The organism is Pseudarthrobacter sulfonivorans (genome assembly GCF_014712225.1).
Lineage (GTDB): Bacteria > Actinomycetota > Actinomycetes > Actinomycetales > Micrococcaceae > Arthrobacter > Arthrobacter sulfonivorans.
Map to the genome: position 1 here is coordinate 68,926 of NZ_JACXBW010000012.1, position 14,972 is coordinate 83,897.

Sequence of the window (14,972 nt, forward strand, 5' to 3'; positions counted from 1 at the left end):
GCGTGGGCAGCAGCCTGACCATCGCTTTCTCGCTGGCTTTCCTCAGCACCTGGGAGCTCGCATTTGTGGATCAGCCGACCATCATAGGTACGCCACTTCCCACCGACGATCCTGACAATTATTTCTTCTGGGCCGCCGCCTCAGCCGTCGCTACGGTGCTGGTCCTGTTCCTGGGCGCGGCCTGGCCCTCAGGAAGCCGGCCCGGCAACGGGAATGGGCTGGCGGCTGGAGGTGGCCGGAAGCGGTCGCCGTCGCAGGACCGGCCTGCAGCCCGGAGTTCGGCCACCCGCAGCGCCGGTGCCACCGCTCAGGGTTCTTCCGGGTCCCGCGCGCCGGCCCGGCTGCCGGCGGGGGCAGCCAAGCGGCCGTCGTCGTCCGCATCCCCGGCGCGTAAGCCGGCACCGAAACCGGCGCCGCTGCCGGCACCCACGTCCGGCGCGAAAACCACGTCCCGGCGCTGACGCGGCCTGCCCCCTCCGGTGAGTACCGCCGTCGCCACCCCGCCCAGGAGCAGCGCCCCGCCAGCCAGTTCGGCCGGCGTCGGCACCTCCGCCAGTACCAGCCACGCAGCGCTCATCCCTACCACCGGGACCAGGAGCGTGAAGGGAACAACGGCCGACGACGGGTAGCGGGCCAGCAGCCGGTTCCAGATTCCGTACCCCACCAACGACCCGAATATAGCCGTGTACAGCGCGCTGGCGATGGTGACCGGCTGCAGGTGCGCCAGCGTGCCGAGCACGGCGCCGGGTCCGTCCACCAGGAGCGAAACTCCGGCGAGGGGCAGCGGAACCACGGCCCCGGACCAGACCACCAGTCCCAGCCCTGACGCCGCCTTGGCCTTGCGGGCGATGACGTTCCCCGCGGCCCAGGACAGCGCCGCGCCCAGCACAATGATCAGCGGCAGCAGGGGCGCCACGGCGCTGCGGCCCACGGCCACCACGGCCAGTCCGGCAACGCCAAGAACCACGCCGAACAGCTGGCTACGGCTGGGACGCTCCCCCAGGAACCCGGCCGACAGGAGAACCGTCAGCAGCACCTGCGCCTGGAGCACCAGCGAGGCAAGGCCGGCCGGCATGCCAAGCGCCATGGCCAGATACAGGAGGCCAAACTGGCCGGCACTCATAAAGAGACCGACGCCGATGATCGCCTTCCAGCTCACATCCGGCTTCCGGATGAAGAAAATCAAGGGGACGACCACCAGGACGAACCGCATGGCGACGAACAGGAGCGGCGGCACTTCCCCGTCGTCCGGATGCAAGCCCATGTCGATGGCCACGAAGTTCACGCCCCAAAGGACAGCGACCAGCAGGGCGAGGAGGGAGTGTCGGAGGTTCACCGTTCAACCCTGCCAGACTGCCGCGCGTCAGTGCGCGCGGGGAACCTTGAATTTGGTGATCCGGGCGTCCTGGCCGTCGAGTTCGGCCCAGGACTTTTCCGTTTCCAGAACCGTCAGTGCGCTGGTGGGGTAGCGCGTGGCCGCGTCCATGTAGGCGTCATGGTTCGAGTCCCGTGAAGCCAGATGCATGGCGAGATCCTGGACGCCGGGCATGTGCGAGATGAGCATCAGCGTGGTGACCGTGTCCGGCACGTGGTTGACCACGGTAAGCATGCGCAGCGCGGAGGCGGCATACAGGCCGTCCTCAAGTTTCGGCGTCGGGGCCTTATCCCCCAGCTCGGCGCATACCCACGTGCACGTCTGCCGGGTGCGCAGGGCGCTGGAGCACAGGATGAAGTCGGGGAGGATGCCGTGCTTGACCAGCCATCTCCCGGCCAGCGGCGCCTCCCGGTGCCCGCGCTCCTCCAGCGGCCGCTCATGATCCGCAACCCCGCCGGGCCAGTCCGCCTTGGCATGGCGCATGATCACCAAGCGTTTGATGTGGTGATCATTCATCCCCCAAGCCTAACGCCCGCAGGACCCACGGCACCGCCGTCGAACATAGCCGGGGAGACCAATGCTCAGAAAGCCCGAGGCTGAACGCCAAAAGGCGGCACATCCCGAAAGCGCCGTTGTTGCGTGAGTTACGAGCGCAGGAGCAGAGGGATCGTGCCGCCTTCTGGCGGTGGTGAAGTTAAGGCTAGATCGAGTATTCCGGAGCGGCCCAGACGACTACTTCGGGGTGCTCGTAGAAGCGGTAGCCCTGGCCCCGGACGGTGCGCACGGTGTTGGCGAGGCGGCCGAGCTTGGAGCGGAGGCGGCGGATGTGGACGTCGATGGTTCGCTCGTTGGGGACTTCCTCGGCGTTGCGCCACAGGCCTTCGAGCAGTTCATCGCGGCCAACGGTGCGGGTGCCGTTTTCGACGAGGTAGTTGAGGAGTTCGAATTCCTTGAAGGTCAGGTTCAGGGATTCCCCGTCGAGGTGGACTTCGCGGCGGGCCAGGTCGATGAGGACGCCGGAGGGGCGCGGCTCCGCAGCCTGCTGCAGCCGTGCAGTTTCGGTGCGCTTCTGGGCATTGACGGTCGGGTCACCGAAGGTGGAACGGACGACGTCGAGCGCGGAACCGGGGGTGCCGGCCGGGGCCATGGCCACGGCCGCGTAGCTTTCAGCGCCGGTCACGAGGGACTGTGCGTAGGCGCGGATTTCCTGGGCAAGCTTGGCGATGGAGGTCCCGGCAGCCGCCGCGGTCTCCTCGTCGATGCCCATGTAGAGCACGAATCCACGGGCAAGGTTGTCGTTCGCGACAGGCCGGGCGGTGTTCCCTGCTACCAGCGGTGTCGGCGCGGTGAGCGGCGCAGCTTCAGTGGGCTGCACGGCGCGGAGCTGGCCGTAGGAGTTGGGATTGTAGCCCTGGGGTACGTATCCGGGAGCGGGAAAACTGGTTCCGCCGGCGGCCGGCGCGAACGCCTGGCGGGTACCAAAACCTTGACGGAGCCCGGAAGCCTGGCTGGGCTTACCTGCGTTACGGACGGAGATGTGGACGTATCCGGATGCAACTGACATGAATGCTTACCTCAATGTGAATGGCCGTCATTGCGGCTCGAGTGCTGGGGTTCCCCGCAATGAAAAATCTGGGAGGGGCGCCGACTCTGGACTAGGGGAGGCGAATGCCTAAGAACTTCGTGGGGTCTGAAGGTCAGGCGTGCATTCGACAACAGCGCATGTCGGCAGCAACTGATGTGCTGGGCCAATATTCTGCGGCTGCAGGTGCTGTTGAGTTCTTGTTCACAATTGAAAGTGTGCAACGTAACAATGAGAACTTGCAAGTAACAAAGGCGCCGTTCGTCCGCATTATGAGACGAATGGACCAGAATGTGCCCCGTATCACAATTCGGCGGGTCGGCATCTGCGTTACCAAAATTCGCGCCCCGCGGCCCCGGGTCGTCTTGTTGAAGAATTTTATTCGAAAATAGGCACCCTATTGAAATCGCCTGATACTTCATGCGCTTGACGTAGAATCACCGCACCGACAGGGTTGCCTTGTCCAATCAGCCGGAGAATTTTTCGCACGCGGCGCCGATATATCGAGCGCCGGCCCCCTCTCCCCCGGCCCGGGGTTTCCCGCGGCACAGTCCATAGTCATTGGGACGACCGTCCAGCTCGCTACGCTGAGAGTCACAGCTCGCACACAGGAACCGCAAAGCGTGAGCTAACCGAAAGATCAGAGAGTTGTCCCATGGCCACTTCGCATTCCATGACCAACAACCTTCCGCAGCTGACCCACCCGGACGGTTCCCCTATCCGCGCCCTGGTGGTGGATGACGAGCCGAGCCTTTCGGAGCTCATGAGCATGGGGCTGCGCATGGCCGGCTGGTCTGTCGCCGTGGCTGCGGACGGCCCGGAGGCCGTCAAGCTTGCCAAGGAATTCCGCCCGGACGTCCTGGTCTTGGACGTGATGCTGCCAGGGTTCGACGGCGTTGAGCTGCTGGGCAGGATCCGCGCCTTTGCACCTGAGGTGCCAGCCCTTTTCCTCACTGCCAAGGACGCTGTCCAGGACCGGATCGTCGGCCTGGCGGCCGGCGGGGATGATTACGTCACCAAGCCCTTCAGCATGGAGGAGGTGCTGCTGCGGCTGCACCGGCTGGTCCAGCGGTCCGGGGTGGCCGCCATGGACACGGCCGAACTGGTGGTGGGTGATCTTGTCCTCAACATTGATACGCGCGAAGTCACAAGGGCCGGGGACGATCTGCAGCTCACGGCAACCCAGTTCGAGCTGCTGCGGTACCTGATGGAGAACCCCAAGCGCGTGATCAGCAAAGCCCAGATCCTGGACCGAGTCTGGAACTACGACTTCGGCGGCCAGGCGAACATCGTGGAACTCTACATTTCCTACCTGCGCAAGAAGGTGGATGCGTTGCACCCGCCCATGATCCATACGGTGCGGGGTGCCGGCTACGTCATCAAGCCCGCCGAATAGCCCGGCAGCCCATGTCCGCGCCACAAGTTACCCCGCATCCGGGCCGCAGCTGGCTGAAACCGGCCACCTGGCACCTGAGAACCCGCCTGATCCTGCTGGCCATGGCACTGCTGGTGGCAATCTGCGGTGCGGTGGGACTGTTCAGTTATGCCTCGATGGATTCCTTTCTCACCAGGCAGCTGGATCAACAGCTGAGCCAGGCAGCCAACCGCTCGAACGATCCCGGCCGGCCCCAGGGTGGAGGTGGCTTCAACGGCCGGGACCCGCTGGATGCCCGCGGGCAGAGTGTGGGAACCCTTAATGCGCGCATCTTGAACGGGCAGATCAACAGCGGCGGCTACCTTGACTCGGACGCCACGCGCTCTGCGCTCAGCACGGAAGATAAGCAGACCCTGCTCGCGCTGGCCCAAAACGGCAATCCCGTTGACCGCCAGTTGTCCAACGGGGATTACCGGATTGTGGCCGTGGCAACCGGCTTCGGTGACGTTTTGGTCACGGGGCTTCCGTTGGCCGCCAAGGAAAGCACCCTCGCTTCACTTGTATGGACCTTCGTGTTCGTTTCCCTTGGCGGGCTGTTGCTGATCGGTCTGGCCGGGACGGTACTCATCCGGCGCACCATGCAGCCGCTGGAACAGCTTTCCGAGGTTGCAACGCGGGTGGCACGGCTTCCGCTGGACGCCGGCGAGGTGGCACTCGCCGTGCGCGTCCCGCCGTCGAACGCCAACCCCGGAACCGAAGTGGGAAGCGTCGGCCATGCCCTCAATCTGATGCTGGACAACGTCTCCAGCGCACTTGAGGCGCGGCAGCGAAGCGAAACCAAGGTGCGGCAGTTCGTAGCGGACGCCTCCCATGAACTGCGCACCCCCCTGACGGCCATCCGCGGCTACACGGAGCTGATGCGGATGACAGAGAACTTCACCCCGGACGGCCGGAAGTCGCTCGCGAGGGTGCAGAGCCAGTCCGAGCGCATGACCACACTCGTGGAGGATCTCCTCCTGCTGGCCCGGCTGGACGAGGGGCAGGCCCTGAAACTCGGCGAGGTTGACCTGACGCAGCTCGTGATCGAGGCGGTCAGCGATGAAAAGGTCATTGCCCCGGACCATACCTGGCATCTGGAGCTCCCCGACGAGCCGCTGTCAGTCAACGGCGATGCGTCGAAGCTGCGCCAAGTGCTGGTCAACTTGCTTTCCAACGCGCGCAAGCACACGGCGCCGGGGACCACCGTGGTCACCAGCGTGCGGACGTCAGAGGACGGCCGGGCAGTGGTGACCGTGACGGACGACGGCGCGGGCATCCCGCCCGAATTCGTGGACCACGCTTTCGCCCGCTTCGCCCGCGCAGACGCGGCCCGCAAAGGCACGGCGCCGGGTTCCGGCGCCGGGGCCGCAGAAGGCACCAGCGGCCTGGGCCTGTCCATCGTGCAGTCCATTGTCGAGGCGCACGGCGGCACAGTGGAGGTGACGTCGGAACCCGGCTCCACCCAGTTCGCGCTCCACCTCCCCATTGGCTTCGGGGCACCGCAAGGCAACACGCCGACACCGTGATGCTTGTTACCAAAATGTGACTTAAGCGCCAAGCTCCTGTACCGTCGATAGAGTGCGGATCCCGTTCGGGCCGCACATCCGGATGACGCCAAGCTCTGCCGCTTCCCGGATTCCCGATCGATCGAGGCAGAGGCGGGGGACCCAGAGTCCCGGACCCAAGTGTCCTTGGGGTGAAGCCAGCACGTGATGTTCCGTGTGGCCGGATGCCCTCATCCGAACCCGACAGCTAACTCCGCAGGTGTGAGAGGCGATCCATCATGTCTGAATCCAAGGTACAAACACGCCCGCATAACGGGTCAAACAAACTTCGCAACCGCATTCCGTCCCTGGGACAGCGCGCAGCCGTGCTCGGCACAGCGTGCGCCCTCCTGATCGGGCTGGGCGCAGCGGGGCAGGCGTCCGAATCCGGCAGCCTCACAGCGGTCAGCGACACCCAGAAGCTCTCCACTGCCGAGATCGAGTCGCAGCTGACGATGGAAAAGGCCGAGATGCAGGCCAAGTCCACGCCGGAACCCGCGGCTCCTGAGATCAGCGTTGCCCCGCAGGCCGCCGAACCAGCACCCGCACCGGCACCGGCACCGGCCCCCGCTCCCGAGCCCGCACCTGCCCCGGTGCCGGAGCCCGCACCTGTTGTCGCCGTCAACGACCCCGCCGGTGCCCAGGCCTACGCCGCCGGCCAGCTGGCCAGCTACGGTTGGGCACCTGACCAGATGCAGTGCCTGCAGACATTGTGGACCAAGGAATCCGACTGGACCACCACGGCAACCAACGCCAGCAGCGGTGCGTACGGCATCGTGCAGTCGCTGCCCGCCGAGAAGATGGCGAGCGCCGGCGCGGACTACCTCACCAACTACCGCACGCAGATCAACTGGGGCCTGAACTACATCCAGGAGCGCTACCAGTCGCCGTGCGGCGCGCTGAACTTCCACCTGTCGAACAATTGGTACTAAGCCCGGTTCTCCCGGGTCCGTACCGCAGCAGGCCCTGAATCCCCCGGTTCAGGGCCTGCTGTTCTGTCCGGGTAATCAGCCCTGGGCCTCGCGGCCCGGAATGTACTGCACGGCCCATTTGTTTCCGTCGGGGTCCGCAAAGTACACAAAATGGCCCCAGTCCTGCACGTCCACGTCACTCACGTCCACCCCGTTGTTCTTGAGGTGGTCGTGGGCGGCCTGGATGTCGCTGACTACCAGCTGCAGGCTCGGCGCCGTGCCCGGCGGGGCGTCGTTGAGGCCCTCGCCAATGCAGATCGAGCAGCCGGAGCCGGGCGGCGTCAGCTGGACAAAGCGGATGCCGTCGCTGGGCCGCTCGTCGTAATCAGCGTTGAACCCCACCTTGTTTACGTAGAAATCCTTGGCGCGGTCCACGTCGGACACAGGTACAAAGACAAGTTCGAGTTTCCAGTCCATCCGCACAGGCTAGCGGCGGGCTGCGCAATCCGGAAGGCCCTGTTGCCGTTGCGCCCCGGAATCAGCCGGCGATGCCGTAGAGGCGGTCTCCTGCGTCGCCGAGCCCCGGCACAATGTAGGACTTCTCGTTGAGCTTTTCGTCGATGGAGGCCAGGACGATGGTGACGTTGGCGTCAGCAAGTTCTTCTTCCAGCTTCGCCAGGCCTTCCGGCGCGGCCAGGAGGCAGATGCAGGTGACGTCCGAGGCGCCGCGCTTGAAGAGGAATTTGATGGCTTCGCGCAAAGTGCCGCCGGTGGCCAGCATGGGGTCGAGCACAAAGATCTGCCTGTCGGTCAGGTCCTCCGGCAGCCGTTCGGCGTAGGTGATGATGTCGAGCGTTTCCTCGTCGCGGGCCATGCCCAGGAATCCCACCTCGGCCGTGGGGACAAGTTTGGTCATGCCCTCGAGCATGCCAAGGCCGGCGCGGAGGATGGGAACCACCAGCGGCGTGGGCTTGGTGAAGGCGGTGCCCACAGTGGTGCTTACCGGCGTCTCGATGGTCACAGGCTGGGTTCGCACATCGCGGGTGGCCTCGTACGCGAGCAGTGTCACCAGCTCTTCCGTCAGCATCCGGAAGACCGGAGACGGGGTGTTTTTGTCCCGCAGGACGGTGAGCTTATGGGCGACCAGCGGGTGGTCCACAACGAGAGTGCGCATGGGTCAAAACTATCATCCGGGCAGGGCGGCCCTGCCCGGAATCAGCCGGGCTGGTCGTCCCGGATGGCGTGATGTTCGAACGTAGGTGCCGGACCGGCATGCTCGCGTTTCCGCAGCACATGGAAAAGCCGATGGGCCAGGATCACTATTCCCACCCAGGCGAGCCCGAGGAACCAGCCGGCCATGACGTCGGTCATCCAGTGGTGGCCCAGGAAAACCCTGCTCAGGCCCATGGCAATGATGAAGACCACCCCGGCGACGATGGCGGTGATGCGCGCCCAGGTCATCTCAAACTGCAGGCACATAATGTAGACCAGAACGCCAATCACCACTGTCGTGTTCAGCGTGTGGCCGCTCGGGAATGACGGCGACGTCTCGTACGGCGGAACCGCATCAGCGTGGTCCGGCCGGGTGCGGCCAACAAGGCGCTTGCCCACCGTCGTCGCCGTTGTGGAGACGGCCGCGGCACCGCCCACCAGGATGATGGGGCGCCAGGTCCGGCTCAGGAACGTGAGCCATGCCGTCAGGATGCTGGCCAGGATGGGCATGCCGATGCCGCCGCCGATATTGGTGAATGCCGTTACGCCCGCGTCCAGCCCGGGGTTCCGCAGGCTCTCGGCCAGGCCGAGAGCCGGCTGGTCCAAGGACGTCAGGCCTGCGTCGTCCACCACGTTGTCGTAGACCTCAGCCCCCAGCAGCGCCATGATGACCACCAGCACACCACCCACCAGCATGGTGATCCACAGGGCCGCGTACGGCTTGAACCATTGGCCTACACGGCCCCTGAATGTATCGACATCCACGAATTCCTCCTGCGTCAGTGGGCGGCAAGGACGGATATCCCTCGAAACTATCATTGAGCCATGGCGCCCGGCGAAAAGAAACACAGCGAGTGGATGGGCCTTGCCCTCGATGAAGCCCGCCTGGCTCTGGCCACGGAGGACGTGCCCATCGGCGCAGTTGTCATAGGGCCCGACGGCGGCGTGCTGGGTTCGGGACGGAACCAGCGGGAGGAGCTGGGTGACCCCACAGCGCACGCCGAAGTCGTGGCCATCCGCCAGGCGGCCGAGAAGCTGCGTGCTTTGTCGAAGCTTGATGGCGGCGCAGGGGACGGCTGGAGGCTGGCAGACTGCACGCTCGTGGTCACCCTGGAGCCGTGTGCCATGTGCGCGGGTGCCGTAGTACTGGCCAGAATTCCGCGGGTAGTTTTCGGTGCCTGGGATGAGAAAGCCGGGGCGGCCGGTTCGGTGTTCGATGTCCTCCGCGAGCGCCGGCTCAATCATTGGGTGGAGGTTTACGGTGGCGTCAGGGAAGACGAGTGCGGGGCCCTGCTGAAGGATTTCTTCGCCGCCCACCGCAGAGCCTAGGCAGTACCGGCGGCGTTCAGGGCGTCGATCCGGTCCCGGCGGGAGGCCGGCGAGTCCAGGCTGAAGGAGCGGAAGTCGCCCAGCTCATCCCGGATCCAGGCCTCCACTTCGGCGATGCGCCGGGTAACGGCAGGTGTGGCCCCGGCGAAGAGCCAGTGGGCAATGCGCGATTCTGCGGGATCGTACTGCCAAAGCCCGATGATCCGGCCGCGGTCCAGGATGGGATGGTCCGGAAGGTCAGCCTGCAGTGCCAGGGTGGAGTTCTGGACTTTCCTGTCCAGGTCGGGTTCGGCGAACAGATCCGCTGAGTTCCGCCTGAGCAGGACCAGCGAGTCAGTGCCGGCGAGCAACTGGATCTGTTCCTCCGCAGGTGGGTCAAACGCGGCGAGGCGGCCGGCGTCGTCGGGCATCATCCACAGCACCTCACCGTTGGCGGCAGGGACCTCCACAGCACCAATCGCGGCGCATGCTGCCTTGGTGTGCGTCAAGGTGAAGCCCGTGAACCACTGCGACTGCTTGAGCGTGGCGCCGCCGGTCCAGCCGAGGTAGCGCTCGAGGAGCAGGGCGCGGGCGGCATCGTCGTCGATGGCGGTGCGCGGCAGCCCCCACAGTGTGTAGGCGTAACGCTGCTGGTCCAGCCGGCCGTTGACCGGCACGCGCCGGATCCGGCCATCGGCCTGGAGGAGCCCAAGGGCCGTGGGCAGCGTGGTGGCGGCACCCTTCTTTTTGCCTTCCTCGCCCAGGTTCCGCACCGAATCTCCGAGGAGTTCCCTGAGCTGCTTGGGGTCCAGCGGGCCGCTGGCTTCGGCCAAGGCGTGGAGGATCTGTTCCTCCAGGAGCGTGATCTCGCCGCGTTCGACGCCCATCCTGGCGAGTACGCGGAACGGAGCCACGGCGGCGTCGCGACCGAGCTGAAGCCCCCACGCGAAGTCATCCGCGCCCAGGACGTAGGTGCAGCCGCGGGCGGTGGGCAGTTCATGGATCTTGAGGGCCAGGACATCGGCGTCCGCCTGAGCGCGGCTGATGCCTGCACGCGCAAAGACCGTGAGATAGGGGTTGGCCCCGCCGACGGAGCGTGCCCAACCTGCCCTGGTGAACACGTCAGCAGCATCGGAGCCCTGCATCGAACCGTCGAGACCCTGCTTGTGCCAGGCCCACGCCCTGAGCAGCTCAGGAGTGAGGTTCACCTGGGCGGGCAGGTCCCGGGCTTGAGCTTCCGGGGCAGCCAAGTGCGGACGGGGGCTCACGGCGGGAGCGGCGTGCGTGGTCATGCCTCATTGTGCACCGGTGCTGGCGTGGCGAGTATGGCCGCCACGTTTTGGGCCGTCGTGTCCCAGCCGGGTATATGGTCCCGGGCAGCAAGGGCGGCGGTCCGCCAATCTGAGCGGAGCGCGTGGCCCGACAGCCACTTCCGCATCAGCCCGGCGAGCACCTCCGGATGGCCGCTCTCATGGCCGGCAAATACGACGGCGGCGCCCGGCAGGGCGTCCGGCCCGCCCCTGAGCGTGCCGTCCCGCGCTGTCAGGGCCAGCGCCTCCACGGCGCCGGTGCCTGCCCGCACGATGACCGGGATTCCGCGGGCCAGCGATTCCGTGACCACCAAACCAAACGATTCGGCCCGTGACACGAGCACGCTCAGGTCCGCCCGGTTCCATTCGTCCGCCAGGGCGTTTCCGGCGAGCTGGCCGGTCAGCCGAATCCGGCGGTCCAATCCGTGCGAGCTGATGGCCGCCCGGACCTCCGCGGCGTAGGCGGGGTCGGCGTCCTCCGTACCCACCAGGGAGGCCGTCCACGCCAGGTCCTGGAGCTTGGCGAGCGCTTCCACTACCAGCAGCTGGCACTTGTTGGGCAGCAGCGCGGCTACCGAGACGATGTGCGCGGGGTCCGAGCCGGCAGCCACCGGCGCGGAATCCGTACCGGGCAGGGCCACCCGGCCGGTCGCAATGCCATGCCGTTCCCTGACGTGGTCCGCGGCCGACGTACTGCTGCAGATCACGCCGGCGGCTGCCTGCAGCGCCCGCCCTTCGCCGTCGGCATGACCGGGGAACGGCATATGGAGCAGGATCCAGGCCCTGCGCCCCGCAGCGGCCGCAGCCTCCAGCTCGTCAGGGGCGCCGCAGGCGATGAGCCCGTCCACCACGGTGACCGTCGCTGACGTGGTCTCCGCCGCTGGTTCGCCTGCCCCCAGCAGGCGGCCCAGCCGCCGTCGTTCACTAATGCCGGCGTCCGGCCAGTCCCCCTCCGCTGCGAGCACCTCAACGTCGACGCCCAACGTCCTCAATCCCTCGGTGAGGCGTGCGTTGTAGACGTTGCCGCCTGAGTTGTGGCTGATGTTGCCGGGGACCAGGAACCTGACGTGCACGGTCAGGCGGACAGGTCCAGGGCGTACGTAGCCCAGGCGTCAGGGTTTTCGCGCAGGGTGACGTCGATGCCGGCAAGCTCGCGGCCGTCAGCGTCGTCCTTAATCTTGCCCGCCACGGCCTGGGCGATGTATTCGGCCAGCGCCTCGGTGGTGCTGAGTCTGCCGGCAAAGTCCGGGTGCTCATCGAGGTTGGTGTAATTGAGCCCCGCCAGGACACCTTCGATGATGCCGCCGGCGGCTCCGATGTCCAGCACAATCGCATCGTTGTTCAAAGCACGACGCCGGAACGTCACCTCCGCCACGAAGGTGGCCCCGTGCAGGGCCTGGGCGGGGCCGAAGACCTCGCGCGGGAGGCTGTGGGCGATCATGAAGTGGCGGCGGATGGTCAGGCTGAACACGGGCTACGTCCTGTCTTCGGGGTCTGGGTTGCTGGATTTTTCAGCGTTGGGGTATTCGATCACGTGGCACAGGGCTTCGAGTTTTCCGTTGGCCAGGTTCTGCACCACGTCCGGCAGGTCTGCGAAGGGCGACGCCCCGGTGAGGAAGGCGTCAAAAACAGGGTCCGCCAGGAGCGATACTGCCAGACTCAGGCGGTCGGCGGTGGTCCGCCGGTGCCTTCGGGCCCGGGCCACAACGCCCACCTGGCTGGCCCGGATGGAGAGCCGGCGGGCATGGAAGTCCTCCCCGAGCGGCAAGGTGACGTCGCGGTTGGCGTACCAGGACATTTCAATGACATCGGCCTCGTCGCCGGCCAGTTGCAGGCTGCGTTCCAGGCCCTCCTGGGACGCGGAGCAGTGGAACACGATGTCGCAGTCCGCTTCGGCATGATCCGGGTGGGCGAATTCCACGCCCAGCTTGTCCGCCAGTTGCTTCCGTTTCGGGTCCAGATCCACGAGCTGCAGGCGGTCCAACGGGAACGTGCGCAGGAGCGTGGCCACCATCCCGCCCACCAGCCCGGCACCGACGACGGCGACCCTGTCCCCCAGCCTCGGTCCGGCTTCCCAGAGTGCGTTGATGGCTGTTTCCACGGTCCCGGTCAGCACGGCCCGGCGGGCGGGGACGTCGTCGGGGATTCTGGTCAGTGCGGCGGTGCCGATGACGTAACGGTCCTGATGGGGATTCAGGCAGAAGACCTTTTGGCCCTTCCAGTCATCGGGGCCCTGTTCAACGATGCCGACAGACAGATAGCCGAACTTCACCGGAGAAGGGAACGAGCCCTCCTGGTGCGGCGCGCGCATGGCCTCGGCCACCCGCGGCGGGACGGAGCAGGTGTGGACCACAATTTCCGTGCCTTTGCTGATGCCGGAGTAGAGCGTACGGACCAGCGCCTCGCCGGGTCCCGGGGCGTGCAGTAGCTCATCCCGGAGTTCACCTTGTTCCGGACCGGTGGTCCAATATGCCGTTGCCTGCGCTGCTTGAGGAGTTGGTTCGTCTGAAGTAGTCATCTTGCTTATGAACCTATCCCGGTGGAGGCTGCCGGCGGAAGTTGTCGAGGAAACGGCTTGATGGGCAACGGTTGATCGGACCGGACCGGACCGTATCCGCTGATCCGGAACTCCTTGACCGTCGCACAATGCTGATGGTCGTGGCACCACTCAATCAGGAGGTTCCACCGCGCTGGCAGACGATCCCTGGCCGTTGGCATCCGGAATAGCCATCCCGGGCCAGTGGGGTGGTTCCCAGTCGGGGTGTTCGCTTTGGTAGCTGCGGCCGGCCGGTGACATCCAGCCCGGTGGCTTGTCTTTGGTGGCGCCGGTGGGTTTCCAGGCTGTGGTGTGACGGAGACGGTGGTGGCGGCGGCATGGCTGCCCGAGGTTCGAAATCCCGGTGGTCCCGCCCTTGGCCCAGGCGAGGATATGGTCGGCTTCGTTGTCCAGGGACTGGTTGTTGCAGCCGGGGAACGGGCACTTGCCGTCCCTGAGTCTGAGCCATTGGCGTTGGGCTTTGGTGACCGGGTAGCTGGTCCGCCCGATTTCCAGCGGGGCCCCGTCGCGGGGGTCGATGAGGACGCGGTGGAAGGAGGCGGCGCCGTCGGCGATCAGTTGCCTGGCCATCGACGGCGGGATCGGACCGTACCCGTCGAGCATCGCCGGCTCCTCGGTGGCACCCAGCAGGGCCATCACCGGGACCGTGATCAGGACCTGCGCCCGCGGCGACGGAACATCGACGCCGGGGCCACCGGGACCGGCACCGTCCACGGCAGGCAGGGCGGCCGGGACAATGCCAGGCCCGCCAGCGACAATGCCAGCCCCGGCAGAGACGTGCTCCCCGCCTCCGTTGCCCGGGAGGGGACGGCTGCCGCCGAGCAACCACCGGGCGACGTTATCGGCCCGCAACTGGGTGAGCGTGCGGGGCTCGTCCGGGCCCTGCATGGCCCGGGCCGCCGCGGTGGACCGCTCCCAGATCCCCGACGCAGTATCGCCGGGCAAATACGCCGAGAACCAGGCCATGCCGTCCCGGTCAGGGGAAAACAGCACCCGCCGGTCCCCCACGCACTTTGCATGGCGTTTTTCAATGCTGACCGGGTGGTGCCGTTCCCGCCAGGTCCGGGCCCTGGCCCGGAACCGGCCGGCCACCATCTCACCCGCAAGGCACCCCCGCGCCCGGTTCGCCACCTCCGGGTCCAGGAAACGCGCCTCCAACGCCTGCGCCCCCTCAGGGCCCAAGCCGCTGGTCTCGTCGACCATGATCCGGGCGTGCTGCCACGAAATCGTCCCGGCCTGCAGCGCGGACATCGTCAATGGCAAGGCCTTGGTGAGCTCGCGGGCTTCAACCAGCAGGTTGGCAGCCGCCGGTTCGCTCACTGTCATTGCACAGGCGACCTCCGCAATAACGGCCATCTCCTGGCCCTTGTGGTCCTCCGGCGACACAGCAGGTTCCAGCAGAGCCTCCGCTGCGCCGGCGTACTCGGCGGCCAGATGGACTCGCACGGCGGCCACCTGGGCATCAATCCGGCCGGTCTGGGCTAGTCCGTCCAGAAAATCATCCGCTAACTGCCGCAGCGGATCCGCTTCACCGGACCCGATCGATCCTTCGGCCCGCAATGAAGCAACCAGCGCTGCGGCAGAGGCTGCCAGTGCCTCTGCCGCCTCCACTGCTGCTCTCCGATCCATGCTCAATCATCCCGCGAGGCGCCCGCACTCTAGGCCAAGAAGACCGCCTATGTGCATAACTTTGCGCAAGCGAAGGCGCCGCCCAAGCAACAGTCGTTTTGGGGATGTGAGCCTTGCTCCGGTACCCTAG

16 protein-coding genes and 1 riboswitch are annotated in these 14,972 nt (G+C 66.4%); of the genes, 5 read left to right on the forward strand and 11 right to left on the reverse strand.

The window, feature by feature from the left end; translation table 11 throughout:
* Positions 1-307: 307 nt before the first annotated feature.
* The 3 genes from IAQ70_RS15710 to IAQ70_RS15720 form a co-directional block, all read right to left on the reverse strand.
* Positions 308-1,336: an EamA family transporter gene (locus tag IAQ70_RS15710; protein WP_190990254.1), complete on the reverse strand. Its 1,029-nt coding sequence runs from the start codon at positions 1,334-1,336 to the stop codon at positions 308-310.
* A 27-nt stretch (positions 1,337-1,363) separates the two neighbouring features.
* Entirely contained in the window at positions 1,364-1,891 is a 528-nt protein-coding gene (locus tag IAQ70_RS15715; RefSeq protein ID WP_190990255.1) for a SixA phosphatase family protein, read from the reverse strand.
* A 184-nt stretch (positions 1,892-2,075) separates the two neighbouring features.
* Entirely contained in the window at positions 2,076-2,939 is an 864-nt protein-coding gene (locus IAQ70_RS15720; protein ID WP_190990256.1) for a winged helix-turn-helix domain-containing protein, read from the reverse strand.
* A 104-nt stretch (positions 2,940-3,043) separates the two neighbouring features.
* Between IAQ70_RS15720 and IAQ70_RS15725 the strand changes: the two genes are divergently transcribed.
* The 4 genes from IAQ70_RS15725 to IAQ70_RS15740 all read left to right on the forward strand — a co-directional run bounded on the left by IAQ70_RS15725 (position 3,044) and on the right by IAQ70_RS15740 (position 6,847).
* Positions 3,044-3,349: a hypothetical protein gene (locus tag IAQ70_RS15725; RefSeq protein WP_190990257.1), complete on the forward strand. Its 306-nt coding sequence runs from the start codon at positions 3,044-3,046 to the stop codon at positions 3,347-3,349.
* Positions 3,350-3,612: 263 nt separating this feature from the next.
* Positions 3,613-4,353: a response regulator transcription factor gene (locus tag IAQ70_RS15730; protein ID WP_190990258.1), complete on the forward strand. Its 741-nt coding sequence runs from the start codon at positions 3,613-3,615 to the stop codon at positions 4,351-4,353.
* An 11-nt stretch (positions 4,354-4,364) separates the two neighbouring features.
* Positions 4,365-5,897: a sensor histidine kinase gene (locus IAQ70_RS15735; protein ID WP_190990259.1), complete on the forward strand. Its 1,533-nt coding sequence runs from the start codon at positions 4,365-4,367 to the stop codon at positions 5,895-5,897.
* A gap of 93 nt (positions 5,898-5,990) precedes the next feature.
* A riboswitch (cyclic di-AMP (ydaO/yuaA leader) is annotated at positions 5,991-6,149 on the forward strand.
* Positions 6,150-6,154: 5 nt separating this feature from the next.
* A complete protein-coding gene (locus tag IAQ70_RS15740; RefSeq protein ID WP_190990260.1) occupies positions 6,155-6,847 on the forward strand; it encodes an aggregation-promoting factor C-terminal-like domain-containing protein in 693 nt (230 codons plus the stop codon).
* Positions 6,848-6,922: 75 nt separating this feature from the next.
* Here the strand turns inward: IAQ70_RS15740 and IAQ70_RS15745 are convergent, their stop codons facing one another.
* The 3 genes from IAQ70_RS15745 to IAQ70_RS15755 form a co-directional block, all read right to left on the reverse strand.
* Positions 6,923-7,303, reverse strand: coding sequence for a VOC family protein (locus IAQ70_RS15745; protein ID WP_190990261.1), 381 nt, complete (start codon positions 7,301-7,303; stop codon positions 6,923-6,925).
* Positions 7,304-7,364: 61 nt separating this feature from the next.
* Entirely contained in the window at positions 7,365-8,000 is a 636-nt protein-coding gene (gene upp, locus IAQ70_RS15750; protein WP_190990262.1) for a uracil phosphoribosyltransferase, read from the reverse strand.
* Between the two features lie 41 nt (positions 8,001-8,041).
* Complete coding sequence (locus IAQ70_RS15755) at positions 8,042-8,734, reverse strand: phosphatase PAP2 family protein (protein ID WP_223860163.1); 693 nt, start codon at positions 8,732-8,734, stop codon at positions 8,042-8,044.
* A 129-nt stretch (positions 8,735-8,863) separates the two neighbouring features.
* Between IAQ70_RS15755 and IAQ70_RS15760 the strand changes: the two genes are divergently transcribed.
* Complete coding sequence (locus IAQ70_RS15760) at positions 8,864-9,367, forward strand: nucleoside deaminase (protein ID WP_190990264.1); 504 nt, start codon at positions 8,864-8,866, stop codon at positions 9,365-9,367.
* Here IAQ70_RS15760 and IAQ70_RS15765 read toward each other — a convergent pair.
* The 5 genes from IAQ70_RS15765 to IAQ70_RS15785 form a co-directional block, all read right to left on the reverse strand.
* Positions 9,364-10,638: a DNA glycosylase AlkZ-like family protein gene (locus IAQ70_RS15765; protein ID WP_190990265.1), complete on the reverse strand. Its 1,275-nt coding sequence runs from the start codon at positions 10,636-10,638 to the stop codon at positions 9,364-9,366. The two genes, IAQ70_RS15760 and IAQ70_RS15765, sit on opposite strands and share 4 nt — an antisense overlap.
* Positions 10,635-11,729 (reverse strand): glycosyltransferase family 4 protein, encoded by a 1,095-nt coding sequence (locus tag IAQ70_RS15770; RefSeq protein WP_190990266.1) that lies wholly within the window; start codon positions 11,727-11,729, stop codon positions 10,635-10,637. The genes IAQ70_RS15765 and IAQ70_RS15770 overlap by 4 nt, the downstream gene beginning before the upstream one ends.
* A gap of 2 nt (positions 11,730-11,731) precedes the next feature.
* The gene (locus IAQ70_RS15775; protein ID WP_190990267.1) at positions 11,732-12,127 is read right to left on the reverse strand and encodes a 6-pyruvoyl trahydropterin synthase family protein; all 396 of its coding nucleotides are present in this window, start codon (positions 12,125-12,127) and stop codon (positions 11,732-11,734) included.
* A 3-nt stretch (positions 12,128-12,130) separates the two neighbouring features.
* Positions 12,131-13,174 (reverse strand): zinc-dependent alcohol dehydrogenase, encoded by a 1,044-nt coding sequence (locus tag IAQ70_RS15780; RefSeq protein WP_190990268.1) that lies wholly within the window; start codon positions 13,172-13,174, stop codon positions 12,131-12,133.
* A gap of 150 nt (positions 13,175-13,324) precedes the next feature.
* Entirely contained in the window at positions 13,325-14,842 is a 1,518-nt protein-coding gene (locus IAQ70_RS15785) for an HNH endonuclease signature motif containing protein (RefSeq protein ID WP_190990269.1), read from the reverse strand.
* Positions 14,843-14,972: the final 130 nt, after the last annotated feature.

Bases quoted from the DNA above. Each gene is read 5' to 3' on its own strand.
- IAQ70_RS15715 (WP_190990255.1), bottom strand. From the start codon at position 1,891: ATGAATGATCACCACATCAAACGCTTGGTGATCATGCGCCATGCCAAG.
- IAQ70_RS15720 (WP_190990256.1), bottom strand. From the start codon at position 2,939: ATGTCAGTTGCATCCGGATACGTCCACATCTCCGTCCGTAACGCAGGT.
- IAQ70_RS15725 (WP_190990257.1), top strand. From the start codon at position 3,044: ATGCCTAAGAACTTCGTGGGGTCTGAAGGTCAGGCGTGCATTCGACAA.
- IAQ70_RS15730 (WP_190990258.1), top strand. From the start codon at position 3,613: ATGGCCACTTCGCATTCCATGACCAACAACCTTCCGCAGCTGACCCAC.
- IAQ70_RS15735 (WP_190990259.1), top strand. From the start codon at position 4,365: ATGTCCGCGCCACAAGTTACCCCGCATCCGGGCCGCAGCTGGCTGAAA.
- IAQ70_RS15740 (WP_190990260.1), top strand. From the start codon at position 6,155: ATGTCTGAATCCAAGGTACAAACACGCCCGCATAACGGGTCAAACAAA.
- IAQ70_RS15745 (WP_190990261.1), bottom strand. From the start codon at position 7,303: ATGGACTGGAAACTCGAACTTGTCTTTGTACCTGTGTCCGACGTGGAC.
- upp (WP_190990262.1), bottom strand. From the start codon at position 8,000: ATGCGCACTCTCGTTGTGGACCACCCGCTGGTCGCCCATAAGCTCACC.
- IAQ70_RS15755 (WP_223860163.1), bottom strand. From the start codon at position 8,734: ATGCTGGTGGGTGGTGTGCTGGTGGTCATCATGGCGCTGCTGGGGGCT.
- IAQ70_RS15760 (WP_190990264.1), top strand. From the start codon at position 8,864: ATGGCGCCCGGCGAAAAGAAACACAGCGAGTGGATGGGCCTTGCCCTC.
- IAQ70_RS15765 (WP_190990265.1), bottom strand. From the start codon at position 10,638: ATGACCACGCACGCCGCTCCCGCCGTGAGCCCCCGTCCGCACTTGGCT.
- IAQ70_RS15780 (WP_190990268.1), bottom strand. From the start codon at position 13,174: ATGACTACTTCAGACGAACCAACTCCTCAAGCAGCGCAGGCAACGGCA.
- IAQ70_RS15785 (WP_190990269.1), bottom strand. From the start codon at position 14,842: ATGGATCGGAGAGCAGCAGTGGAGGCGGCAGAGGCACTGGCAGCCTCT.